The organism is Plantibacter sp. ME-Dv--P-122b, assembly GCF_030209375.1.
Lineage (GTDB): Bacteria > Actinomycetota > Actinomycetes > Actinomycetales > Microbacteriaceae > Plantibacter.
In genome coordinates this window covers 172074-193148 of record NZ_JARVSC010000002.1, presented here as the reverse complement: position 1 = coordinate 193148, position 21075 = coordinate 172074, and the positions used below count along the sequence as shown (strand labels likewise).

Annotated in this window: 19 protein-coding genes; 10 read left to right on the top strand and 9 right to left on the bottom strand. The window is 68.9% G+C overall.

What is annotated here, in order from left to right:
- Window positions 1-12 precede the first annotated feature (12 nt).
- Window positions 13-879, top strand: a complete 867-nt coding sequence (locus QRN19_RS04370; RefSeq protein WP_285025464.1) for a universal stress protein — start codon at window positions 13-15, stop codon at window positions 877-879.
- Here the strand turns inward: QRN19_RS04370 and QRN19_RS04365 are convergent.
- Entirely contained in the window at window positions 840-1361 is a 522-nt protein-coding gene (locus QRN19_RS04365) for a BON domain-containing protein (protein WP_285025463.1), read from the bottom strand. The genes QRN19_RS04370 and QRN19_RS04365 overlap by 40 nt on opposite strands.
- 189 nt (window positions 1362-1550) lie before the next feature.
- Here QRN19_RS04365 and QRN19_RS04360 point away from each other — a divergent pair, with 189 nt between their 5' ends.
- The 4 genes from QRN19_RS04360 to QRN19_RS04345 all read left to right on the top strand — a co-directional run bounded on the left by QRN19_RS04360 (window position 1551) and on the right by QRN19_RS04345 (window position 6287).
- Window positions 1551-1973, top strand: coding sequence for a pyridoxamine 5'-phosphate oxidase family protein (locus QRN19_RS04360; RefSeq protein ID WP_285025462.1), 423 nt, complete (start codon window positions 1551-1553; stop codon window positions 1971-1973).
- Window positions 1974-2257: 284 nt separating this feature from the next.
- A complete protein-coding gene (locus tag QRN19_RS04355; protein WP_285025461.1) occupies window positions 2258-3268 on the top strand; it encodes a universal stress protein in 1011 nt (336 codons plus the stop codon).
- Window positions 3265-3798: a pyridoxamine 5'-phosphate oxidase family protein gene (locus tag QRN19_RS04350; RefSeq protein WP_285025460.1), complete on the top strand. Its 534-nt coding sequence runs from the start codon at window positions 3265-3267 to the stop codon at window positions 3796-3798. The genes QRN19_RS04355 and QRN19_RS04350 overlap by 4 nt, the downstream gene beginning before the upstream one ends.
- Entirely contained in the window at window positions 3795-6287 is a 2493-nt protein-coding gene (locus tag QRN19_RS04345) for a phosphoketolase family protein (protein WP_285025458.1), read from the top strand. The genes QRN19_RS04350 and QRN19_RS04345 overlap by 4 nt, the downstream gene beginning before the upstream one ends.
- Window positions 6288-6332: 45 nt before the next feature.
- Here the strand turns inward: QRN19_RS04345 and QRN19_RS04340 are convergent, their stop codons facing one another.
- The 8 genes from QRN19_RS04340 to QRN19_RS04305 form a co-directional block, all read right to left on the bottom strand.
- The gene (locus tag QRN19_RS04340) at window positions 6333-7880 is read right to left on the bottom strand and encodes a GMC family oxidoreductase (protein WP_285025456.1); all 1548 of its coding nucleotides are present in this window, start codon (window positions 7878-7880) and stop codon (window positions 6333-6335) included.
- On the bottom strand, window positions 7877-9277 hold the full coding sequence (locus QRN19_RS04335) for an alpha/beta fold hydrolase (RefSeq protein ID WP_285025455.1): 1401 nt from the start codon (window positions 9275-9277) through the stop codon (window positions 7877-7879). The genes QRN19_RS04340 and QRN19_RS04335 overlap by 4 nt, the downstream gene beginning before the upstream one ends.
- Window positions 9274-10173 carry an SDR family oxidoreductase gene (locus QRN19_RS04330; protein WP_285025454.1) on the bottom strand — a complete coding sequence of 300 codons (900 nt, stop codon included), beginning with the start codon at window positions 10171-10173 and terminating at the stop codon, window positions 9274-9276. Before QRN19_RS04330 ends, QRN19_RS04335 begins: the two co-directional genes overlap by 4 nt.
- A gap of 134 nt (window positions 10174-10307) precedes the next feature.
- Window positions 10308-11618 carry a glycosyltransferase family 2 protein gene (locus QRN19_RS04325; RefSeq protein ID WP_285025453.1) on the bottom strand — a complete coding sequence of 437 codons (1311 nt, stop codon included), beginning with the start codon at window positions 11616-11618 and terminating at the stop codon, window positions 10308-10310.
- Window positions 11615-12544, bottom strand: coding sequence for a WcbI family polysaccharide biosynthesis putative acetyltransferase (locus QRN19_RS04320; RefSeq protein WP_285025452.1), 930 nt, complete (start codon window positions 12542-12544; stop codon window positions 11615-11617). The genes QRN19_RS04325 and QRN19_RS04320 overlap by 4 nt, the downstream gene beginning before the upstream one ends.
- Window positions 12545-12624: 80 nt before the next feature.
- Window positions 12625-12915: a hypothetical protein gene (locus QRN19_RS04315; protein WP_285025451.1), complete on the bottom strand. Its 291-nt coding sequence runs from the start codon at window positions 12913-12915 to the stop codon at window positions 12625-12627.
- Window positions 12916-13063: 148 nt separating this feature from the next.
- Window positions 13064-13903: a phosphoenolpyruvate hydrolase family protein gene (locus QRN19_RS04310; RefSeq protein WP_285025450.1), complete on the bottom strand. Its 840-nt coding sequence runs from the start codon at window positions 13901-13903 to the stop codon at window positions 13064-13066.
- A complete protein-coding gene (locus QRN19_RS04305; RefSeq protein ID WP_285025449.1) occupies window positions 13900-15195 on the bottom strand; it encodes a Tm-1-like ATP-binding domain-containing protein in 1296 nt (431 codons plus the stop codon). The genes QRN19_RS04310 and QRN19_RS04305 overlap by 4 nt, the downstream gene beginning before the upstream one ends.
- 68 nt (window positions 15196-15263) lie before the next feature.
- Between QRN19_RS04305 and QRN19_RS04300 the strand changes: the two genes are divergently transcribed.
- From QRN19_RS04300 to QRN19_RS04280, 5 genes are all read left to right on the top strand, one after another.
- Window positions 15264-16706, top strand: coding sequence for an aminotransferase-like domain-containing protein (locus tag QRN19_RS04300; RefSeq protein WP_285025448.1), 1443 nt, complete (start codon window positions 15264-15266; stop codon window positions 16704-16706).
- Between the two features lie 164 nt (window positions 16707-16870).
- Complete coding sequence (locus tag QRN19_RS04295; RefSeq protein ID WP_285025447.1) at window positions 16871-17887, top strand: Gfo/Idh/MocA family protein; 1017 nt, start codon at window positions 16871-16873, stop codon at window positions 17885-17887.
- The gene (locus tag QRN19_RS04290; protein WP_285025446.1) at window positions 17884-18849 is read left to right on the top strand and encodes a carbohydrate ABC transporter permease; all 966 of its coding nucleotides are present in this window, start codon (window positions 17884-17886) and stop codon (window positions 18847-18849) included. Before QRN19_RS04295 ends, QRN19_RS04290 begins: the two co-directional genes overlap by 4 nt.
- Complete coding sequence (locus QRN19_RS04285) at window positions 18846-19697, top strand: carbohydrate ABC transporter permease (protein WP_285025445.1); 852 nt, start codon at window positions 18846-18848, stop codon at window positions 19695-19697. The genes QRN19_RS04290 and QRN19_RS04285 overlap by 4 nt, the downstream gene beginning before the upstream one ends.
- 65 nt (window positions 19698-19762) lie before the next feature.
- Window positions 19763-21025, top strand: coding sequence for an ABC transporter substrate-binding protein (locus tag QRN19_RS04280; RefSeq protein ID WP_285025444.1), 1263 nt, complete (start codon window positions 19763-19765; stop codon window positions 21023-21025).
- Window positions 21026-21075 lie beyond the last annotated feature (50 nt).

Sequence of the window (21075 nt, the reverse complement as noted above, 5' to 3'; positions counted from 1 at the left end):
GGGAGTCTCGACATGATCGAACAGACCGTCATCGCCTGGGATGGTTCCGATGCTGCTCGACGCGCATCGACCTGGGCTGCCTCACGCGCCGCGGCCACGTCGGACGCCCTCCGCGTGATGCAGGTCGTCGACCGGTCGTCTGCGGACGACGGCGAATCGCTCAAGCGAGCGGTGGCATCGACCGAGGATGAGGCGTCCCGCCTCCGCGTTCTCCATCCCGAGCTGCTCGTCCGGGCCGACGTCGTCATCGGTGACCGATACGCGGAGCTTCGCGGTCTCTCCGACGACACCCGCCTCGTGGTGCTCGGCACGGACGAGCACGGATCACCGACCCGGAGCTCCGGCTGGTCACTCGGCTCACGGCTCGCGGCGGCATCGTCGGGCCCCGTCGCGGTCATACCGGAGCTCGCCGAAGCCGGACGCCACGGCGTGGTCGTCGGTGTCGATGGCACGACCGACCACGCCGCCCTGTCGTTCGCCGCGCGCGAGGCGATCGCCCGGCGGGAGCCGCTGCATCTCGTCCATGCCTGGCACCGGCCGACGACGACAGGCGTGCACGCGCTCAACCCGACGCTCGTCGACTGGATCCGCGAGACCCACTCCGAGACCCTCGCACGCACGACAGCCAGTCTCGTCGAGGCGTTCCCGGAGGTGTCGGTCCAGCAACACCTCACGGAGTCGCACCCGGCCGGCGCCTTACATGCGTTCGCCGCATCGGCGTCCGCGATCGTGGTCGGAACCCGTGGGTACGGACCGATCCGACGGTTCATGCTCGGATCGACGAGCCACACGCTCCTGCTCTACATCGACGCCCCTACGATCGTGGTTCCCAGCGCCCCTCAGGGCCCGTCAGGTGCCACCGACCCGCTGCTCGCGTGAACCGCTCGGGCGGACGCCTCATCCGTGACGACGAGGTGGTTCTCCACACGCTCGACGCCGCGCAGCGCCGACACCAGTGTTTCGGCTGTATCGGCATGACCTCGGCTGCTGACCGACCCGATCAGTTCGACCGCACCACCGGTCACACGGACCTGGATCGTCTCGACATCGACGCCGTCCGCCCATCCCAGCACGTCGACGATTCGGTGCGCGAGCATGGTGTCGGTCAGCGTCATCGGTTCGCACGGGCCGACCACGAGCTCGTCAGCGATGCCGTGCACCCCGGGAACCGCCAGGACACGACGTCGGACCGCCAGCACCTCCTTGAACGTCCGAACCTGCCCCGTGAGTGTCACGATGCCGTCGGTGACGGCGACTCCGACGCTGGCGGCGTCGATGTCCGATTCCCAGATGAGGGCCGTCCGGACGGCACCCTGCACGGCGATTCCGGCTTCGGTCGGCCGGTAGCGCGAGTCGCTCATCGGAGTGCGTCGTTCAGACGCTCGACGATGCTGAGTGTCACGTGCCGCAGGGAGCGGCTGGCATGCTGCGGTTCGACGGTCGGATCCATGCGGGCAGTCTGCGCGGCTCCGGCGATCCTGGGCAGGGGCGAAGGTCCTGCGGGACGTTCGGCCCTGCCCTTCGCCACCCGTGGCCGGGACACTGTTCCCATGAACGACCAGACCCCTGTTTCCGTGCTCGGCGAGGATGCCTGCTGGGAGCGACTCTCGCGTGTTTCGATCGGCAGACTCGCCATGAGCGTCGGCGGTCGGCCCGACATCTTCCCGATCAGCTACGTCGTCGACGGGCACACGATCGTCATCCGGACGAACCCTGGTGACAAGCTCGTCGAACTGACGATCAACGACCAGGTCGCCCTCGAGGTCGACCACTACGACGACGCCGAAGCCTGGAGCGTCGTCGTCAAGGGCACCGCCGAGCAACTCCAGCACGGAGTCGACATCGACATCGCCGAACGGCTCGCCCTCACCACGCTCATCCCGATCTCCACCGAGGTGTTCGTGCGCATCACGCCTGAGCAGGTCTACGGTCGCACCTTCGACCTGACGGCCGAACGTCCTGAGCCGGTGTGAGGCGTGAAACCCGTGATCGTCCGCGCGACCTTGGTCCCACCGCCCGGGGCGTTCGTCCGTGGCTTCAGCAGCGCGGGTTCGACCCGTTCAGCCGACAAGGCCCAGGAGGCGATCCCGTGGGAGATCCTCCTGGGGGCCGCACGCGGACGACACCGGATGGTGCCGGGGCAGGCTGGGGTAGGGATGACGGACACCCGAACGTCGTCCCGACCCGTCGGTCGACATCCAGCTCGGCAGGACCTTCGACTCTGGGCGTCCCCGCAGACGCACGGGACACTCCTGACATGAACAGCGGCACAGACTCCCCCGTCCGAACGGCGACGACCCCGATGACGGGGACCTCCGGACCTCCGACGATGCCGGTCGTCGTCGGAGTCGATGGTACCCAGGCCTCCATGGCCGCGTTCCGGACGGCAGCGCGACTCGCCCCGGTCCTCGATGCCCCGCTGCGGGCCGTCCTCGTGTGGCAGTTCCCCACCGTCGGGTACGCCGGCTATCCGACCGTGGCCGGCTGGGCACCTGACGCCGACGCCCAGGAGCTCCTGACGGCCATCACCACCGAGGTCTTCGGCGACGCCACGCCCGATTGGTTCTCCGCCGCACTCGTGATGGGCACGCCTGCCCAGGTACTGGCCGAGGTCGGCACCACCGCGCGACTGCTCGTCACCGGCGGGCATGAACACGGCGGCCTCGCCGGGATCATGCTGGGTTCGGTCAGCGAGGCGATCGCGCGACACGCCCCTTGCCCGGTCCTGGTCCTCCGTGGTGACGACCACGAGCTCCTGACGACGGACGGCGACGACCGACGGCCGGTCGTCGTCGGTGTCGACGGCTCGGTGGCGTCCCTCGACGCGCTTCGGCTCGCCGCCGACTTCGCGGAGCGCTTGGGCGCCCCGCTGCGGGTGGTCCTCGCGTGGCACGAACCGATCTCGTTCAGCGGGTACCCGCTGGCACTGGCCTGGTCGCCGCGGGAGGACGCACGGACAGCGCTCACGACATGCACCGCCGAGGTGTTCGGTCCCGAACTCCCGGCGCACGTCTCCATGGAGGTCATCGAAGGTCGAGCGGCCCCGGTGCTCATCAACGCCGCTCGCGATGCACGCCTGCTGGTGATGGGTGCACGCGGACGGGACGGGTTCGCGGGGCTCACGCTCGGATCGGCCACGGAGGCCTGCGTGCGCCATGCTGCCGCGCCGATCCTGGTGGTCCCGGACCGACAGGCCAGGATCGGTCGCCTCGCCGAAAGCACGGACACCGCGCAGGACGCCGACCCCGTCGACGTGGACGAGTCATGACCGAGACCCCTCGGACCGGGTCGACCCCCGGAGCAACACGCGCGTCATCGTCCGACAATCCGTACTGGCGCGACACCTCCGTGGTCCACCCCGTCGACGCGAAAGCGACCGAGGTGGAACACCTCGACGAGGACGCCTGCTGGGCGCTCGCCGTCGCCTCCAAGATCGGCCGCATCGCCGTCGTCAACGACGATGGAGGCCCGGACCTCCTCCCAGTGAACTTCCTCGTACACGATCGACGCATCTACATCCGGTCGGCACCCGGTTCCAAACTCATGGACATCACGAGTCGGCCACTCGTCGCGTTCGAGGTCGACGGACACGACGCCGACAGCTGGTGGAGCGTGATCGCGCACGGCAGCGCACGGCGTCTCGCCATCGATGCGGAGATCGACGAGTCCGGGGTGCTCGGTCTCGACTCCTGGAGTCCGACGGTGAAGAGCAACTTCATCCGCATCACCCCCGCTCGCCTGACCGGTCGCCGATTCCCCCGGCGTATCAGGCCAGCGACCGACGAGTGGCTGTCATGAGCGGCAGCGCAGCAGTGACGACAGCGGTCGGCGCCTGGCGGGCGGGCGGTTCGGTCGCTCTCGACGCCGACTCGCTCGCCTCACTCGACGCCTGGTGGCGTGCCGCGAACTACCTCTCCGTCGGGCAGATCTACCTCCTCGACAATCCGCTCCTCCGAGAACCCCTCCGTCCGGAGCACATCAAACCGAGACTGCTCGGTCATTGGGGCACCACACCGGGGCTCAACTTCGTCTACGCCCACCTCAACCGCGTCATCCGGCTCCGTGAGCTGAACGCGATCTTCATCGCGGGACCCGGCCACGGCGGGCCTGGCGTCGTCGCGAGCACCTACCTCGACGGCACCTACAGCGAGGTCTACCGGCACATCGATCGGAGCGAGGACGGCATTCGGAGGCTGTTCCGACAGTTCTCCTTCCCAGGCGGGATCCCGAGCCACGTCGCTCCCGAGACACCCGGGTCCATCCACGAGGGTGGCGAACTCGGCTACTCCCTCTCCCACGCCTACGGTGCGGTCTTCGACAACCCGGATCTGCTCGTCGCCGCAGTCGTGGGCGACGGCGAAGCCGAGACCGGCCCGTTGGCCACCAGTTGGCACTCGAACAAGTTCATCGACCCGCTGCACGATGGCGTCGTCCTCCCGATACTGCACCTCAACGGGTACAAGATCGCCAACCCGACGGTGCTCGCCCGGATCCCGGAGGCGGAACTCGAACAACTGATGCGCGGTTACGGCCACACACCCCACCTGGTGTCCGGCGGGTTCGACGGCGAGGACCCGCTGTTGGTCCACCGACGGTTCGCCACCGTCCTCGACGAGGTGCTCGACGAGATCTCGCAGATCAAGGCCGATGCGGCTTCGGACGCGGCTGCGGGCGCGCCCGTACGACGACCGGCCTGGCCGATGATCATCCTCCGGACGCCCAAGGGTTGGACCTGCCCGCCGGTCATCGACGGGAAGGCGGCCGAGGACAACTGGCGCTCCCACCAGGTGCCGTTGGCGAACGCTCGCGACACGCCGGAGCACCTCGCGGTCCTCGAAGGGTGGTTGCGCTCCTACCGGCCCGAGGAGCTCTTCGACGAGTCCGGCGCCCCGGTGCCGTCGGTCACCGCGCTCGCCCCGCTCGGCGATCGCAGGATGAGCGCGAACCCGGTCGCCAACGGCGGGATGCTCCGGCGCGAGCTCCGGCTCCCCGACTTCCGCGCATATGGCGTCGATGTCACCGAACCCGGCAGGACGAGCTCCTCCGCAACCACCGTGCTCGGCACCTGGCTCCGCGACATCATCGTGCGGAACCCCGACACCTTCCGGATCTTCGGACCGGACGAGACGGCGTCGAACCGTCTTCAGGCCGTCTTCGAGGTGACCGACAAGCAGTGGGACGCCCTCTCCGAGTCGGCCGACCTCGACAACCATCTGGCCCGTTCGGGGCGCGTCGTCGAGATGCTCAGCGAGCACCAGTGCGAGGGGTGGCTCGAGGGGTACCTCCTCACCGGACGCCACGGGTTGATCAACTCGTACGAGGCGTTCATCCACATCGTCGACTCGATGTTCAACCAGCACGCGAAGTGGTTGAAGACCGCGCGCACCATTCCGTGGCGCCGTCCGGTCTCATCGCTGAACTACCTCCTCAGCTCTCACGTCTGGCGCCAGGACCACAACGGAGCCTCGCATCAGGACCCCGGCTTCATCGATCACGTCGTCAACAAGAAGGCCGACGTCGTCCGGGTCTACCTGCCGTTCGATGCGAACACGCTGCTGTCCACCTACGACCATTGCCTGCGATCGGTCGACTACGTGAACGTGGTCGTCGCGGGTAAGCAACCGCAGCCGGACTGGCTCACGATGGACGAGGCGATCGCGCACTGTACCCGCGGCGCCGGTGTCCTCGAGTGGGCCGGTACCGAGCGGCCTGGCGAGGAACCCGACGTCGTGCTCGCCTGCGCGGGCGATGTACCGACACTCGAGATCCTCGCCGCGGCGCAGCTGTTGCACGAGAACCTGCCATGGCTCCGGGTCAGGGTGGTGAACGTCGTCGACCTCATGCGTCTGCAGAGCGAGGGCGAGCATCCGCATGGCCTCAGTGACACGGCGTACGACGCGCTGTTCACGGCGGATCAACCAGTGATCTTCGCGTACCACGGGTACCCGTGGCTCATCCATCGGCTGACCTATCGGCGTCGCGGACACGACAACCTGCACGTCCGCGGGTTCATCGAGGAAGGGACCACGACGACACCGTTCGACATGGTGATGATGAACCAGCTGGACCGGTACCAGCTCGTCATCGACGTCCTCGATCGTGTTCCCGGGCTGGCCGTGCGCGAGGTGGCATTCCGCCAACGGATGCAGGACGCACGTGCGCAAGCCAGGGCGTACACGCGCGAGCACGGCGAGGACATCCCCGCGGTCGCCGATTGGACCTGGGACGCGAAGCGTCGACACTCGCCCCGAAGCGACCGGTCCGAGCGATCGGCCGAACTGGAGTAGATCCGTAGGACCCGCGTGCGACGGTCCGGCGACGAGCGCCCGTCTTCAGCGCGCCGCCAACATCCGGTCGGCCGTGCGCAGCGACAACGCCATCTGCGCCAGGCCCGGGTTCGCGGAGAGCGCGCTCGGGAACGTGGAGTTGTCGCAGATCCACAGGTTGTCGATGTCGTGCGATCGACCATCCCCGTCGACCACGCCGTCACTCGGATCGTCGCTCATCCGGCACGTGCCGAGCGTGTGCGCCGTGCGCGCGAGCACCCTGGTGCTCCGTGCCCCGGCTGCCGTGAGGATGTCCGTCATCGTGCGGATGGCGTGGCGGTCGATGGCCTGCTCGTTGTCGCCGGGCGAGAACGAGATGGTCGCACGCGGCAGACCCCACTCGTCCTCCTCCGACGAGAGCTCGAGCCGGTTGCCGTCGGCGGGCAGACACTCGGCGTTCATCCCGATGCCGGCGTTGTACCGTGACGCGTCGAGCTCGTCGACGAGCTCGGTGCCCCAGAGACCGCCGCCGCGCACGAGGGTGGTCGCGTAGTTGAACGGCATGACGCCGAGGCTCTGGAGCAGATATCCTCCGGCGAAGTCAGCACCTTCGGGGCGGACGTAGTCCTCGGTGATGAGCGCCGACGGGTAGCCGCGGTAGCCACGGATCTGCTCGTCGAAACGTCCCCACACCTGCACCGCACCATGGGCGAGGAAGTTCCGTCCGACCTGACCGCTGGCGTTCGCGAGGTCGTTGTGCAGCAGGAGCCGAGGGGTCTCCACCCCGCCGCCCGCCAACACGAGCACCTCGCAGCGCTGCCGCTTGTCGACGCCGTCCTGGCGATAGACGACGCCCGTCACCCGACCGCGGGCATCCCGTTCGATGGTGTGCACGACGGCGTCCGGACGGATCTCCGCTCCCGCCGCGACCGCAGCCGGCAGGTAGGTGATGGCGGTCGTCGCCTTCGCACCGTGTCGCTCGCCCTGGTGGATCGAGCCGACGTTCGTCGTGGCGCGTCGCAGGCCGTGGTGCGGCTGATCGCGGTCGCGGGTGATGATCGCGGCGGGTGCGTCGGTCGCGCGGATACCGAGCGACTCGGCACCCTTCGCCATGAGGTCAGCCGGAGCGTTGCGCATCGGCGGCGCGTAGAGGTAAGTGCGCGATGGGTCCCACGGGTAGGGGGTGGGCCCTGAGACACCGATGGTCGCCTCGACCTCTTCGACGTAGCGGGTGAACTCCGCATGGTCGACGAGCCAGTCACGGCCGAGCCCGGTCTCGCTGCGCAGACGCAGGTCACGGGCGTCCGGCCGGGGCGTGAACGCGCCCCAGTGGACGGTGCCACCGCCGACGCCGAACCCGCTGTTGTTCGGGCCGAACGCCGTCGGAGCGTCTCCACCGCTGAAGCGGCTGGACATCCAGTTGATCGTCGTCGCGTCGATCTCGTCCGGCGTGGACTCCGCGGGGTCGTGATTCGGCCCGGCCTCGAGCGCGACGACGCGCAGGCCCGCCTCAGCGAGTCGCGCGAGCAGTGGTGCGCCACCCGCGCCGGTACCGACCACCACGACGTCGACGCTGTCGTCGAGGTCATAGGTCTTCATCGCGTCCAGATTCACGCTGTGTCCTCCTGCTCCTGTGCGGGTGTGGGGGCGGGTGCGGCGCCGAGATCGGAGGGCTCCCAGTCATCCCGGGTGTCGGCACCGAGCTCGCGGTAACCGGCGAAGTCGACGTCTTCAGCGCCGGTCGCGAACCCGTCGTACCCGACCCGGGCCAATGACGCGGGGTGGATGAGCCACTCTCGCGTCACGTCCACGCGCAAATCCTCGAACCAGCGACGCAGATCGTCCGCGTCGATGGCACCGCCTGGAACGCCCTGGCCGTCGATCACGGCGCGGATCAACGCATCCTGGTCATCGGTCGAGTGCGGCCAAGCGGTTCGGAGGTCATCCAGCCCGGCGCGGTAAGCCTCGTCGTCCGTGAGTCCTCCGACCGGCCGCCATCCGTCGCCACCACCGGCGGCGAGGTCGGCGTCGACCCGCGCGGCGAGGTCGATCCGCCCACCCGCTGGCTGCGGAGCCAGACGATCGGCGACGGCGCGGAGCAGGTCAAGCTGTTCCACGCTCAGCACGCGGGGCTGATACCGAGGGTCGTCCGGCAAGGCGCGGCGTGCCAGCGCACTCCGCACCCGCGGCGTGGTCCGCGCGGACGCGATGACGAGCCCCCATTCCGCGGGGACGATCGCGCTGTGTGCGACGATCTCGTCCCACAGCTCGGTGATCGCGCGCGCCACCTCGACCGGACGCTCGAAGGAGAGCAGATGTCCGGCTCCGGCGAGCGACACGAATCGAGCGCGGGGGTAGACGTCCGAGAGCAGCCCCGGTTGCACCGCTGCTCCGAGCGCATCGTCCTGGTCACCGGCGAGCACGGTGCACGGGAGGTCGAGGGCGCCGACGGAGGTCGCGATGTCCTCCACGCTGCCCTGCTCGAGCCAGCGGCGCCATGCGACGGGCGACATGGCCTGCACGGACGCCACGGCGGCGGCCTGCAGCTCGGCCGGCAGGGGTGCACCCACGTTGTCGTCGACGAAGGTCCGGGCGTCCGCCTCGACAATAGGCCCGTCCTCGACCCAGGCGAGCATCTGGTGGCGCTTGGCGTCCGGCATCGGCTCGGGCGTGGGCGGTGACGGTGCCAGGAGCACGACGCCGAGGAGACCGAACACGGGGACGTCGCCGTCGCGAACCCGGGCGGCGATCCCGGCGGCGACCTTGCCGCCCATGCTGTGGGCGCACAGCAGCCAGGGTCCGCCGTCGGCCTGCTCCGCGATCACGGCGAGGGCCGCATCGACCTGCGACTCGACCGAACCGTCCGGCGTGTCGGCCGTATCGCCCTGGCCGGGCAGCTCGACGGTGATCACCCGGAACCGAGCGTCGAGCTCACCAGCCACGGGTGTGACTGCGGCGGCGTCGAGCCCGAGCCCGGGGAGAAAGAAGACCGTGCACACAGCCGCGGTCACGGCGTGACCATGCCGCCGTTGACGTTCAGCGTGGCGCCGGAGACGTAGCCGGACTCCGCCGAGGCGAGGTAGACGTACGCTGGCGCGAGCTCAGCCGGCTGCCCGGCACGCTGATACGTGTTCTCGTCGTCGAAGTGCTCCATCTGCTCGTCGGAGACGCCGTCCGAGACCTGCAACGCGGTCCACACGGGGCCGGGGGCGACCACGTTCACGCGGATCCCGCGCGACGCGAGCTGCAGCGCGAGCCCCTTCGAGAGGTTGTTGATCGCGGCCTTGGTCGCCGCGTAGTCGAGCCGGTCGGGCGACGGCTTGTACGCCTCGAGCGACGCCGTGTTCACGATGCTCGCGCCCTCGCCCAGGTGCTCGAGCGCCGCCTTGGTGATCCAGAAGTTCGCGAACACGTTCGTCCGGAAGGTCTCCTCGAACTGCTCGTCGCTGAGGTCCTCCACCCGGTCGACCGCGATCTGTTTGCCCGCGTTGTTGACGAGGACGTCCAGGCCTCCGAGGAAGGCCGCGGCCTCCGCGACGAGCCGACGGCACTGGTCGGCGTGCGAGATGTCGGCGACGATCGCCTTGCCTCGGCGCCCTGCATCGGCGATGAGCGACAACACGTGCTCGGCGTCCTCCTCCTCGCCCGGCAGGTGCGCGATGACCACGTCCGCGCCTTCACGAGCGAACGCGATCGCTGTGGCCGCGCCGATGCCCGAGTCGCCGCCCGTGATGAGCGCCTTGCGCCCGGACAGGCGTCCGCTGCCCCGATAGCTCGCCTCACCGAGGTCGGGAACGGGGTTCATCTTCGCCTGCACGCCGGGTTCCGGCTGGTGCTGCAGCGGGGGCTCGACCCGGTCGTACTGGGTCACGGGGTTGGTCACGTCATATTGGTCGCGCGGAGACATGCTCCCACGCTAAATGAGACCCGTGCCGGAACCGGTGGGGTTGCACTCAACGCGTCCGGTGGTGCAGACGTCCGACGGAAGGCTGTCGTTCGGACCGGGTCACCGGGGCGTGAAGCGCGTCGTCGCAGATCGAGTCAGCACAACGACGAGGGTCCACCCCAGCCGCCCACCCAGGCCGCCACCCGGGGGTCCGGCCGCAGCAGGCGGACGCCGTCGGCGACGAGCTGCTGCGTCTCGAAGGCGGCGGGTGTGCCCCAACGTTCCTCACGCCGCGCGGCCCGCCGGGATCGCAGGCGGCCGAGCGACGCGCCGTCCGTGTCGACCAGCTCGACGGTGCCCACGTCCCCGGTGCCGAGGCGGTCGACGAGATCAACGATCCACGTCGGGTCGAGGATCACGATCGGACGGTCGAGCTCCCACGTCACTCGGGCGTCGACTCCGGCTGATGGACGGAGGACGCGCGGGTCTCCCCCGAGCTCCTCTGCTCCGCCGGCCTCGAGGACGAACCGAGCCTGCGGGAAGGCGGCGAACAGCGAGTCCGCCGCGACGAATCGAGCGGCCGCCGCGTGGGCGCCCCGCAACCGCACGACAAGATCCACCGTGTCCGACCAGAGCGCTCGTGGCGCCGACCCCGACACGGGGATCGACGAGAGGAGCCGCATGGTCTGGGCGTTCGCGCGGTCCATGCCTGAGTCGTCGCGCTCGGCCCACTCGGGGCCGTCGTGCCAAGCCACCGCGGCCGGGACATGGGCGAAGACCGCTCCCGCCTGCCACATGCGGTGCGCCCACTCCCAGTCCTCACCGCCGTACGAGGTGAAGGACTCGTCGAATCCGCCGACCTCGTCGAACAGGCTCCGCGAGCATGCGATGACCGCGCCGATCATGAATCGATAGGAACGGTCGTCCGCGTCGCGCAGATCCCGACTGCGCGCGAACGCCTCGGCGAGCCACGCCGGTTCGGCGAGCTCACGGCCGGCGGCCGCCTCGGCGACCGGTGTCTCCGGGGCGATCCCGCTGAAGTCGGCGTGCCGACGCCGCCCCACCGTGACTGCCTCGGGCAACAGGGCGGGGAGCCGCGTGAGCGCGCGCACGTACCCCGGCTCGGGGACCGTGTCGGCATCGAGGAAGCACACCACCTCGCCACTGCTCGCCCGCACACCCAGGTTGCGGACGGCGGCGAGCCGGAATCCCTGGTCCTCCTGCCGGACGAGGATCACGTCGTCCGGAACCGACACGTCACCCGGGGATCCGTCGTCGGCGACGATCACCTCCAGGAGGTGACGCGGGTAGTCCTGCGCGGCGAGGGCGTGCAGGGTCCGGAGCAGCTCACCGGGCTGGTCGTAGTGCGCGACGATGACGGAGACGCGCGGCAGCGGATCAGGATGGACGTCGTCCAGCGTGTCCCACCGGTTGCCGACGACCCACGGCTGCACCCTCGCGGTCACGCGTTGCGCCACACGGAGAGCAGGGCCGCGAGCCGGTCGACGGCCGCAGCGACGAACTCGGGGTGGGACGCATACCAACCGGTGTGGGCGGCACGCACCTCCGCGTCGTCGACCTCGACACCCTCGATGATCCAGTGATCGCGTGGCTCGTCCGGCAAGGACCAGGCGTCGACGACTTCGGGTAGCAGGGGTGCGCGCACCGCGTTGAGGAGCGGGCGTCCGGGGTCGGTGACGCCGCCGTGGGCCCCCAGGAGGTCGAGGATGCGGGCACCGAGCGGCAGCCAGATGGCGTTCCCCGGGTGGTTGACGGTTCGTGCGTGGTCGGCGGTGACCGAGTCGAACAGGTCGGACACCGCCACATCGGTCACGACCTCGCGTCTCCGCAGTTCCTCGACGGATGCACGGCCGATCGCGCGAACGGCGTCGGGCTGGAGGCGTGACGCGCATGAGAGGCCTACGGCAGCAGCGAGGGTCCGGACGTCGTGGTACGCCACGATCGGCGGGTTCTCCTCGACGCCGGGGACCCGGACGGCGGCCTGGAACGGATGCAGACCGCCGAAGCGCACCGGAGTCACCGTGAGCACGCGCCCGCGCGTGGACGCCGTCACTTGACGCGTGCCGAGCCGCAGACCGTGGTAGTCGTCCCGGACCGGCTGCGACACCACGGTGTGCGCGGCACCCACCACCTCGTGCAGTCGCTCCGCGTCCTCGGCGGTCATCTCGTGCACGGCCGGCACGCGCACGAACCTGCGATCCGGAGCATCCATCACCGTCCGGAGCGATTCCGCCTGGCAGTTGCCGAGCACCACACCGAACGCCGGCGGCAAGGGTGCGAGGCCGTAGAACTCCGCGTAGTGCCTGCGGCGTGCCTCGATCGGCGACCCGGCGGGCGCAGTGGTCGTGCCCGGTTCCAGGGGGTGGGTCATGCTTCGACCGTATACCGTCCGAGGTACGCACGTGCGCTCAGGCGCAGCTGCCAACCGGTCCGATCAGCTGAGGCACGGGCTCACGCGGTGGCGACCGCGACGATGAGCAGGACGACCACCGCCGCGAGCACCCCCAGCGTCACGGTCCGAGTACGGCCCCGTCGTCCCGGTGGCACGGCCAGCGATAGGGCGACGGCTGCGACCAGTCCGGCGACGATGGCGAATGGGGTACCGAAGAGCAGGCTGTAGCCGTGCGCATCGCTATCGTCCCAGCCGAAGCGACTCGACAGCACCATCGAGGTCGCCAGGACGAATACGACGACGGCCACCGCCGCCACGACACCGGCGAGTAGGCGGAGGACGAGGCTCACCCTGGAGTGAGGATGCGGAGTTCTCGCTGGGCGCATCCGGCCATCCTAGGACCAGAGGCGCAGTACCGAGCAGCGGCCACGGACTCCCCGCCTTCGACTCCGGCGACGTCGACTCCCTGCCGGCGACGAGCTGCCGGTCCACGTCCTCTCAGACACGCGGCAATGAGAGGGAGGTGAACTCCCGCACTTGAGCGGTGAGGGCACGCTCGGTGGGAAGCCTCTCCATGGAGGACGCTCCGTAGAATCCGTCGATGCCAGGGGCGCGGTCGAGCACGTACTGAGCGTCGACCGGTTCGGCGACCGGTCCGCCGTGCACGAGGACGATGACGTCGCTCCGAACCTTCCTCGCGGCAGCAGCCCATTCCTCGGAGAGGGCGACACCGTCGTCGAGGGTCTTCGCCGTCTCGGCCCCGATGGATCCGCCGGTCGTCAGTCCGAGGTGCGCGACGATGACATCGGCGCCGGCCTCGGTCATCGAGGCGGCATCCTCCGCGGAGAAGACATAGGGCGTCGTCAGCAGATCAGCTTCATGGGCGATCCGGATCAGTTCGACCTCCTTGTCGTAGCCCATGCCGGTCTCCTCGAGGTTCGCCCGGAAGTTCCCGTCGATGAGGCCCACCGTCGGGAAGTTCTGCACGCCGGAGAACCCCTGGTCTTTGAGCTGGCGGACGAAGCGAGGCAAGTCGATGAACGGGTCGGTGCCGTTCACTCCGGCGAGCACCGGAGTCCGTTGCGGGATGGGAAGGATCTCACGTCCCATGTCGACGACGATGTCGTTGGCATTGCCGTAGGCGAGGAGACCACTGAGCGATCCTCGGCCGGCCATGCGGAAGCGTCCTGAGTTGTAGATGACGATGAGATCCGCTCCCCCGTCCTCCTCGCACTTCGCGGAGAGACCGGTACCGGCCCCGGCACCGACGATGGGTTCGCGGGCGGCGACCTTGGCTCTGAGGCGGGCGAGGAGTTCGTCACGGGCGACGAAGGTCATGATGGTGCTCCCTGGTGGTTCGTGTGCTGATGAGGGGTCGATCGTTGGTCGGTGTGCTCGGGCGGCTCGGCGCGACGCCGCTCGATCATCGCGTGCAGCCGGTCGACGGCGGCGGTCGCGAAGGCCGCCGCGTTGATGTCGGCGTCGATCTCGACGAGGTCCACCGTGGAGCCGGCGAGTCCTTCGCGGATGGCGTGGAACAGTGCGTCGTCGGCCGACGGGTCGGCGAACGGACCCCCGTGGGTCGCTATCGCGGAGATCCCGCCACGTGGGAGGAGCACGGTCGTCGGCCCGACTGCTGCTGCTGCTTTGGACGCGAGCTGTGCGCCGAGCGTTGCGCACTCCTCAGGAGTCGTCCGCATGAGCGTCACGCTGGAGTTGTGGACGTACAGGTTCCGCTCCGCGAAGACGTTCGGGACCGAGGCGACCGGGCCGAAATTGACCATGTCGAGCGCTCCGGGTGCGATCACCTGGGGCACGCCGTGCCGACCGGCGGCGGTCAGCCGGTCCGGTCCCGCGGAGAAGACACCGCCGACGAGCTCGTCGGCCAACTCCGTCGTGGTCAGGTCGAGGACGCCGGCGAAGAACCCCCCGGCGATGAGTGACTCCATGGCCGTTCCGCCGGAACCCGTCATGTGGAAGACGAGCACCTCGTATCCGAGCGCTTCGAGCCGCTCCCGCGCCTGCGTGACGCCGGCGGTGGTCACCCCGAACATGCTCGCGGCGACCATGGGTCGATGAGGGCGCTCCGGAAGCGGCTCGGCGAGGACCATGCCTGCGAGCGCTGCGGCCGCATTGGCGAGCACGGGCACCGAGATCCGGTTCAGCCCGGCGACGTCCACGACCGAGGGGGCGAGGATCAGGTCACTCGCTCCGATGTACTGTTCGGTCGAACCGGATGCCGCCGTCGAGACGATGATCTTCGGGAACCCGAGCGGGAGCGGACGGAAGGCAGTGGCCGCCAGGGACGTCCCTCCGGTCCCGCCGAGGGCGAGCGCCCCCAGGACGGTTCCATCGGCGACGAGTCCCGCGACGATCGAGGCGGCCCCGGCAGCCATGACCGCCATCGCCGCCCCACGGTCGCCTCGGGCGACGAGCTCGTCGACCGAGGAGCCGCCCGCGGCCGCGACGGCCGCGCGGTCGATGTCGGGCGAGAACGCCGGAACCCCGAGTACCCCGACATCGACGACGAGCGTCGCCACCCCCGCAGCATGCAGCCGTTCGCGGACGAACGCGTATTCCTCGCCCTTCGTGTCGAGTGTTCCGAGCAGCACGACGGTGTGCGGCGACATGCGTTACCTCCCAGTCCCGCGCGGCTCACTCGTTTGACGGGGCCGCGGAATGCCTCAATGATGTGCCCATGACGATCGAGCGAGCGAGTGCCAATGCGTTCCAATTGGTTGCGGTCGGAGCCAACCGGCTCCTCCGCCTCCTCGGCGACTGGCAACTCGGGGAGCAGTCCCTCCACGACGAGCTGGCCGAACGGCTGCGGGTCCTCATCCGCACCGGGGCACTCGTCCCTGGGTCACGGCTCCCCTCGGAGCGTGCCCTCGGCGCGGCCCTGGGCGTCAGCCGGAACACCGTGACGAAGGCGCTCGACGAGTTGCGTGCCGACGGCGTGGTCTCGAGCAGGCAGGGTGACGGGACCTACGTCACCGTCTCGCGGAGGCGCGCAACCAGTCACGGGGGTGACCGGCTCCGGTCGTTCGGCGAGCAGCGGGTGCGGGACGCCATCGACCTGAGGAGCGCCGCATTGCCGGGCCTGCCGATGGTCGCCGATGAGTTCAACCGCGTCGACGGATCACGGACCCGCGAGCTCGTCGCCGGACACGGTTACCTGCCGGCCGGCCTCGCCGAACTGCGGCTCGCGATCGCCGCCTACTACACCGATCTCGGTCTCCCGACCGCGCCTGAACACATCCTGGTGACCTCCGGCGCCCAGCAGGCACTCCGACTCGCCGCCGCCGCCTTCATCTCACACGGATCCACCGTGCTGGTGGAGGAACCGACGTTCCGCGGAGCCATCGAATCGCTGACCGCGCTCGGAGCGCGGCTCGTCGGCGTCCGTTCCGGGCCCGACGGGATCGACGTCGACGACCTCGCCCGACAGGTCGTCGCGCATTCTCCGGTGCTGATCGTCATCCAGTCCACCGTCCACAACCCGTCGGGCTCGGTTCTCGACGGCTTCCGTCGCAGCCGTGTGGCATCCATCTCGACGCGCCACAACGTGCCGGTCATCGACGACGCCACACTCGCGGACACCGTCATCGACGGTGAGCGGCGCCCGATCCCGCTTGCCGCCGGCGGGCAGCAGATCCTCACCGTGGGCTCGGTGAGCAAGTCGTTCTGGGGCGGTCTGCGAGTCGGTTGGCTCCGTGCGCATCCCGACCTCATCGCCGAGCTCACCGCCGTGAAGGGTGGTGAGGATCTCGGCACCTCGGTGCTTGCTCAGATCGTCGCGGCCCGCCTGCTCGGCAAGATCGAACGGGCCAGGGACGAGCGGCTGAGCGTCCTGACCGAGCGTCGCGCACTCGCCCTCGCCGCCATCGCGGAACATTTGCCCGATTGGACGCCTCACGTTCCGGTCGGCGGAGGGTCGCTGTGGATTCAACTCCCCGAGCCCGACGCCCCCGCGTTCGTCCAACGCGCCGAGCGGAACGGCGTCCGGCTGCTTCCCGGACCGACCTTCAGCGTCGAGGATCGCCTCGCCGACTTCGTGCGGCTCTCCTATGCGAACGACCCGGAGACGACCCGAACCGGCATCGAGCTGTTGGCAGCGACCTGGAACGCCATGACCGACTGATCCGCTGGAACCGACGATCCCAGGGGCACGGCTGTGGGCCATCGACCGCATATTGGCCCTCTCTTCCGTCCGCGGCGACGTCCAGGCTGAGTCCGAGGCGGCAGCACTGCCGCTCGACGCCGAGGTCGATCCCCCAGACTTCGTCGTCCGACGAGGAGGTCTGGATGAACGACAACACAACGCACCCGAAGCGCCATCGGATCGTGGTCGTCGGAGCCGGTGGCGTGAGCGCCATGCACTTCGACGGGTTCCGCATGCGCCCGGAGCGACTCGACATCGTCGCGGTCGTCGACCCGTCGGCGGAACGCCGGGACTGGGCCGCGTCCACTTACGGCATCCACACCGGTTTCGCGTCGCTCCAGGAAGCGCTCGACGCGGTCGAGTTCGACGTCGCCGTCGTGTGCACACCGAGCCACGTACGGGTCGAGACCGTCCGCGCACTCGCCGGGGCCGGCAAGCACATCCTCGTGGAGAAGCCCTTCGCCGACGGCCTCGACGAGGCCAGGGAGCTCGTCCGGATCGCCGACGACGCGGGTGTGCAGCTCGCGGTCGACCAGAACTTCCGTGAGCACTACGGTTTCGAGCAGGCCAGAACACTGATCGAAGAGGGCCGCATCGGCCGGGTCCGGGTGATCAACCACCGGGAGCTGATGCATCGGGTGGACGAGGGCTGGCGGAACGACCAACCGCACCACGCGCTCATGGTGATGGGGGTCCACTGGCTCGACGGGTTCCGCCGGCTGCTCGACCAGGACGCGGACTGGCTCGTCGCCCGCACGTTCTCCGCGCCGTCCGTGCCCGCCGTCGGCGAGACCGACGCGAACGTGCAGATCCGCTTCGGCGACGCCACCGTCACCTACACCGACAGCTTCAGCAGCTGGATCACCCAGTGGGACACCGTCGTCCTCGGCGACGAGGGCACCCTGCACATCTCGAAGAGCACGATCACGATCGCCGGCCCGACCGGGACCGAGACGGTCGACATCCCGCTCGCGACCGCCACCAACAAGCCGCTCACCGCCTACGGGGCGCTGGCCGGCCTGCTCGACGCGGTTGAGACGGGTGTGGAAGCGCCGAACTCCGGCCGCGACAACCTCAAGACGATCTCGCTCATCGACGGGGTCTACCGCGCGGCACAGAGCGGGGAACCGGTGACCTTCGTGGACGGCCTGTTGCCATGACCGACACCCTGGCACGATCAGACCGCTCCGACACGCCCTCCACCGCCGTCTCCGCCGCCGGAGCTCCTCGTCACCCGGCGATCCAGTTCGCGGAGCGGTTCCAGGTGCGGGCCTTTGCAATCCCGCTGCTCATCGTGTTCGTCTTCCTGTTCGCCTACCCGCTCGCGCAATCGGTCTACTGGAGCTTCACCGACTTCGGCGGCTACAGCACCGACGTGAACTTCGTCGGGCTCGACAACTACGCAGCGATCTTCACGGATCCGTCGATGACGGCCGGTCTGGCCTTCACCATCCTCTTCACGATCGGGACCACCGCGCTCGTCACGGTGATCGCGATCCCCACGGCGGTCATCCTGAATCGGAGCTTCATCGGACGGAACTTCGTGCGATCGGTGTTCTTCTTCCCCTCGATCCCGAGCGTCGCCATCCTCGGCCTCGTCTGGGGATTCATCCTCTCCCCACTCGGATCCGGCGCCCTCAACTCCCTCATCAGGAACACCTTCGGCTTCGGCCCCGTGCCGTGGCTGTCCGATTCGACGCTCGCCCAGCTCTCCGTCATCGTCGTCGGTGTCTGGTCGACGGCGGGGTGGCACGCCATCCTCTACCTCGCCTACCTGCAGTCGATCCCGGCGGACCTGTACGAGGTCGCGACCGTCGACGGCGCATCGGCACTCCAGCAGTTCCGGCACATCACCGTCCCATTGCTCACACCGGCGGTCACCATCAGCTGCCTGCTCCTCATGACCAGTGGCCTCAAGGTGTACGAGCTGCCTTTCACCCTGACCGGCGGCGGACCCGGTTTCGCCACGAACACCATCACGCAGACGATCATCCTGAACGGGATCTCGCAAGCGCAGTTCGGACGGGCATCGGCGCTCGCGGTCGTCTTCATGCTGCTCGTCGGCGTCATCGTCGCCATCCAACTCCTGCTCTCGAACCGGGCCGAACGGAGGAACTCGTGACCACCACCACCACCGCCCGACCCGCCGCACGGCCAGCGGTCCTGCGGCCGAGAGCGATCGTGACGACCATCATCATGGTGCCGCTGGCCTGCATCGTCGGCCTGCCGTTCTACTACATCGTCGTCAACACCTTCAAGACCCAGGCGGAGACGGCTGCCGCACCACTCGCACTGCCGACCGCATGGCGGCTGGACACCTACGCACGTGTCCTGAACGACGTACCGATCGTGCAGGCCTTCGGCAACACGCTGCTCGTGACGGTCGTCTCGATCCTGCTCATGCTGCTGATCGGATCTCTCGCCGCCTTCTCGGTCATCCTGCGACGCTCGAGACTCATCTCCGTGGTCTTCGTGATCGCCTTCCTCGTTCCAGGACAGGTCACCCTCATCCCGCTGTACCGGTTCTTCGCGCAGCTCGGTCTGGTGGACTCGCTCCTCGGGCTCATCCTCCTGTACACGGCGGGCTCGGTGTTCTGCTACTTCCTGATCGTCGGCTACATGCGCACGATCCCCGGCGAGATGATCGAGGCCGCGAAGCTCGACGGTGCGAGCCCACTCCAGATCTACTGGCGGATCGCCCTCCCGCTGATCCGCCCGATCCTCATCACGGTCGGGGTCTTCCAGACCATGTGGGTCTGGAACGACTTCCTCACCCCCGTGGTGTTCCTCAGCTCGCCACAGCACTCGACCCTGGTGCTCCAGGTCTACAAGGCGGTCGGTGAGTTCACCGTCGACTGGCCTGCCTTCCTCGCGCTCTCGGTACTCGCGCTCATCCCGATGGTGGTCTTCTTCGTCGCCATGCAGCGCCACATCGTGAACGGCCTCCTCGCCGGCAGCGTCAAGGGCTGATCGCTCGTCCCATCCATATCACCCGCTCCACGACCATCACCACCCGCAGAGAATCGAGATCCGCAATGATGCACAGATCCGTCCGCACGAACCCTCGGCGCACCCGCGTCCGCCCGCTCCCCCTGTTCGCCGGCGCCGCCGCCCTCGCCCTCGCCCTCGGCGGCTGCTCCGGCGCGGACGGCGGGAAGACCACCCTCACGTTCATGACCTGGGACAGCCCGGAGGTGATGGCACCCGTCATCGAGGCCTTCGAGCAGGAGAACCCGGACATCACGGTCGAGGTCTCCCACGCGCCTCCGGTGGCCGAGTACATCTCGACCTTGCAGAACCGCCTCCTCGCGGGTACCGCCGCCGACGTCTTCGTCATGGGGTCCGAGAACAAGACCAACCTCATCGAAGGGAAGCTGATCCTGGACCTGACGGATGAGCCCTACATGGACGCGATCGCTCCGCTGAACAAGACGGTCCGCGGATCGGAGGGGCGGGTCTACGGCCTCTCGATCTCGTCATGGTCAACCGGTCTCGCCTATGACGTCGATCTGCTCGCCTCGCTGGGATATGACGAGTTCCCGACGCAGTGGGACGAGTTCGTCCAACTCCTGCGCGATCTCGAGGCCACCGGCGTGACACCGTACCTCGAGCCGTGGGCCGCGGTCCCGGACAGCATCGCCTCCAGTGTTGGCGCGGCCAACGCGAAGAACGGCACCAGCGACCTCGCCGCGTTCGACGGGACGGGTTCGTTCGCCGAGAACTGGCAAGAACCGCTTGAACGCTGGGCCGACCTCTTCGATGAGGGCCTCATCTCCAAGGATGTCGTCGGGATCAACGGCGACCAGGTGCTCGAGGAATTCGTCACCGGCCGTGCCGCCATGATCCCGATGGGGCCGTGGAACGTGAAGAAGGTACCCGAGTTGAACCCGGAGCTGAACTGGAGGATCGCGGGCTTCCCGCAGCCGGATGGTGTGGCCTGGTTCTCCGGGAACGCTTCTCCCGGATGGGCCATCAACGCGAAGGCCAAGCAGCCCGAGGCGGCCCAGGCCTTCCTCGCGTTCCTCGCCAGTCCCGAGGGTGTGAAGGTCTACCAGGAACAGACCAACTCGATGACGACCACGGCCGACTACGAACCATCCATCGACGAGCACCTGGAACCGAACCTCCTCGCCCTCCAAGAGGAGCGCGTGTACCTCCCGATGGCTGCCTGGCCCCGGTATCAGGACGCGCTGAACGTCGAGCTCGTCGCGCAACTGCAGCTCATGGCTCAGGGACAGCTGACCCCCGAGGAGGTCGGCGCCGCGCTCGACGCCAAGATCAAGCAGTTGGGCGGTTGACCCTCGCCGGCCGGCCGGGCGTCACCTCGGCCGGCCGCCGCGACTCCGAC